Source organism: Streptomyces lancefieldiae (assembly GCF_031845825.1).
In the GTDB taxonomy this organism is placed as follows: Bacteria; Actinomycetota; Actinomycetes; order Streptomycetales; family Streptomycetaceae; genus Streptomyces; species Streptomyces lancefieldiae.
Map to the genome: position 1 here is coordinate 1 of NZ_JAVRFH010000175.1, position 2,643 is coordinate 2,643.

Annotated in this window: 1 protein-coding gene and 2 pseudogenes; 1 reads left to right on the forward strand and 2 read right to left on the reverse strand. The window is 65.5% G+C overall.

The genetic code is table 11. The features are described 5' to 3' along the window. Positions 1-199 precede the first annotated feature (199 nt). Together RM812_RS41300 and RM812_RS41305 are read right to left on the reverse strand one after the other, a co-directional pair. A complete protein-coding gene (locus tag RM812_RS41300) occupies positions 200-562 on the reverse strand; it encodes a hypothetical protein (RefSeq protein WP_311586049.1) in 363 nt (120 codons plus the stop codon). A 590-nt stretch (positions 563-1,152) separates the two neighbouring features. After that, positions 1,153-1,432, reverse strand: a pseudogene (locus RM812_RS41305) (transposase family protein); the annotation flags it as partial. A 143-nt stretch (positions 1,433-1,575) separates the two neighbouring features. Here RM812_RS41305 and RM812_RS41310 point away from each other — a divergent pair. Next, a pseudogene (locus RM812_RS41310) lies at positions 1,576-2,486 on the forward strand (IS3 family transposase); the annotation flags it as partial. Positions 2,487-2,643: the final 157 nt, after the last annotated feature.

A 2,643-nucleotide genomic window follows, 5' to 3' on the forward strand; every position in this document is an offset into this window, starting at 1 on the left:
ACATGGACCTTGGGACGCAACCCGATACCCTGCACGTAGAAAGTGCCCTCCGCCTGGACCGACAGAACCCCTCAGCAAGGTTCATCGTCCCAGGTCAGGAAGGCACTTTCGCGTTTCCGCCCCAAAGCCAGGCGTACCCAAGTGAAACGGCGAGGCTAAGGGCTGTCAAGCGCGGCCAGCGACGACCGCCCGGCCTGTATCAGCCGCAGACTGTGCGGAGGTCATCCTCGTTTATGAGGCCGTCGAGCTGCGGGTTGCGGACGCGGTCGATGCGGTTGAAGAACGCATCATCCGCCAGGACATAGTTTACGGAGGAACGCACAGAGTTCGGGACGGAAGAATTGCTTGCGACGACTCGCAGATCATCCCTGTTGATCAGTCGGTCCTCGCGCCCGCTACCCATTCTGTCCACCATCGCGAAGTGGCCCTCGATGGTTTCAACGGCGATGACCTGGCTTTGAGTGCACGACCCAGCAGAGGCCGGGGTTGCCGCCATGACAGACAGAGCAAGTCCTGTAAAGGCAAGTATGGCTACGGATGCAGCCGAGCGCTTCTTGGGCATTTATTCCTCCAGTGTTGACTTACATTAAGTAAAGGCTGTCGCATGATCTGAAGTGGATGAGCGGTTAGCTTCCACTGCAGCCCTAAAAGCACACAGCCTGTAGGTAAGGCGCCTATAAGACGGCCTATGATCCTTTTCTGCCTTGATCAGGCGGCGGGCTCGAAGGTGACGACGGCTGTGATCCCGGTTGTGATACCGGCGCCAGACCTCGCAGGAGCTTGCCACGGATCGGGACCCGGATCATAGGGCCGGCGCCAGCGGGCAGTGCTCGTGCGGCGATCAGAGTGGTCACACGCCGAACGCGGTTGTGCTGATGCTTCATCAAAACCTCACGATCGTGATGGTGCCTTCGGACGCCGAAACTACGGATCCCGCAGCCCAGAATCGTCACCCGGCAGTGGACACTTCTCCGTAGCTCGCACGGGGGACGGGCCCAAGGCTTCGGCGTAGTCGGCCTCGTCCGTTTTCATCATGTGAAGCCGAGAATAGGGAGGGTGCAAGTTTGGATCCGGGTTGCCCGCTGGTGACCGGCATCGATGTTGCGGATGCCGACTAACCGCGATCTTTCGTGACGGGCGTCGGTTCTCTCTCGGCGGCCAGGGCGATCTTCGGAAGATCCACCAGGACTTGAGTCGCGCCATGCCGCGTTCGACGGGTGCCCGGGATGTGGCCAGTGCCCGGTTGACGGTCCGTTCTGGCGGGGTCAGCTGCCCGCGGGGCGGGCGTCTGCGTCCGGTGGTGACCCAGGGGGCCAGCGCCCGTGTAGGCGCGGTCGGCCAGGATAGGGATGCCCTGGCGTTCGCAGATCCGGATGATGCGGTGGGTGCGGGCGGCGGTCAAGTCGTGGCACCGGCCCAGCAGGGCCGGTGAGTGCGTTGTGGCAAACCGGATCCTGTTCGAGCGGCAGCGGGTGATCATCTGGACGGAGGTTCGGGTGTGGTCGCGGGGGGCCTTGACCCTTGATCCTGGACACACGAGACACTGGATCCTGAGGATCTGAGAACGGACATCTCGTGGTCATGAAGAACTATCCGCCGCAGTTCAAGGCGGACGCGGTCGCGCTGTACCAGTCGCGGCCCGAGGCGACGATCAGGCAGGTCGCCGCCGATCTGGGTATCAACCCCGAGACCCTGCGGAACTGGGTCCGGGCGGCCGGAGCGAGCCGACCCCGGGGGCGCCGGGCGGAGGTGCCGGCCGAGCCGCCGGCGCCGTTGGAGGCGGAGAACGCCGCTCTGCGGAAGAAGGTCCGTGAACTGGAGGAAGAGCGCGAGATCCTGCGGAAGGCGGCGAAGTATTTCGCCGGGGAGACGCGCTGGTGAACCGCTTCCAGTTCGTCGCCGACCATCAGCGCCGTTACGGCGTGAAGCGGCTGTGCACCATCGTGGGCATCGCCCGTTCCAGCTTCTATTACTGGCGGGCGACGGCCGCGGATCGGGCCGCCCGGCAGGCGGCCGACGCTCGCCTCGCTGACCGGATACGGGCCGTGCACCGCGAGTCGGACGGCACCTACGGCGTTCCCAGGATCACGGCCGAGCTCCGCGAGGCGGGTGAGCATGTCAACCACAAGCGGATCGCGCGGTTGATGCGGGCTGCCGGTCTGGCGGGCGTGCGCTTGCGCCGCAGGCACCGCACCACGGTCGCGGACCCGATCGCGGCGAAGGCCCCGGATCTCATCGGCCGCGACTTCACCGCGCGTGAGCCGAATACGAAGTACGTCGGCGACATCACCTACCTCCCGCTGGACGGCGGGAAGTTCCTGTATTTGGCCACCGTCATCGACCTCGCCTCACGCCGCCTGGCCGGCTGGGCGATCGCGGACCACATGCGCACCGATCTCGTCATCGACGCTCTGACCGCCGCCGAACGCACCCGCGGCAGCCTTGCCGGAGCGGTCGTACACACCGATCACGGAGCCCAGGGTGCATTCAACTGGTCGTCGCAACACCTCGATCGTGGAGGTGTTGGATGGGACGACCGAGGAAGTCAACGCCGCAGGCTCCGGCCGGGGCGCGACGGCAGTGGGCCGCGGACCGGGCGATGCGGGCGCCAATGCGCTCGCCCGGCCGTCCGGAGCCGTCGCG

Excerpts from the sequence above, each read along its gene's own strand:
- RM812_RS41300 (WP_311586049.1), bottom strand. The coding sequence starts at position 562 with ATGCCCAAGAAGCGCTCGGCTGCATCCGTAGCCATACTTGCCTTTACA.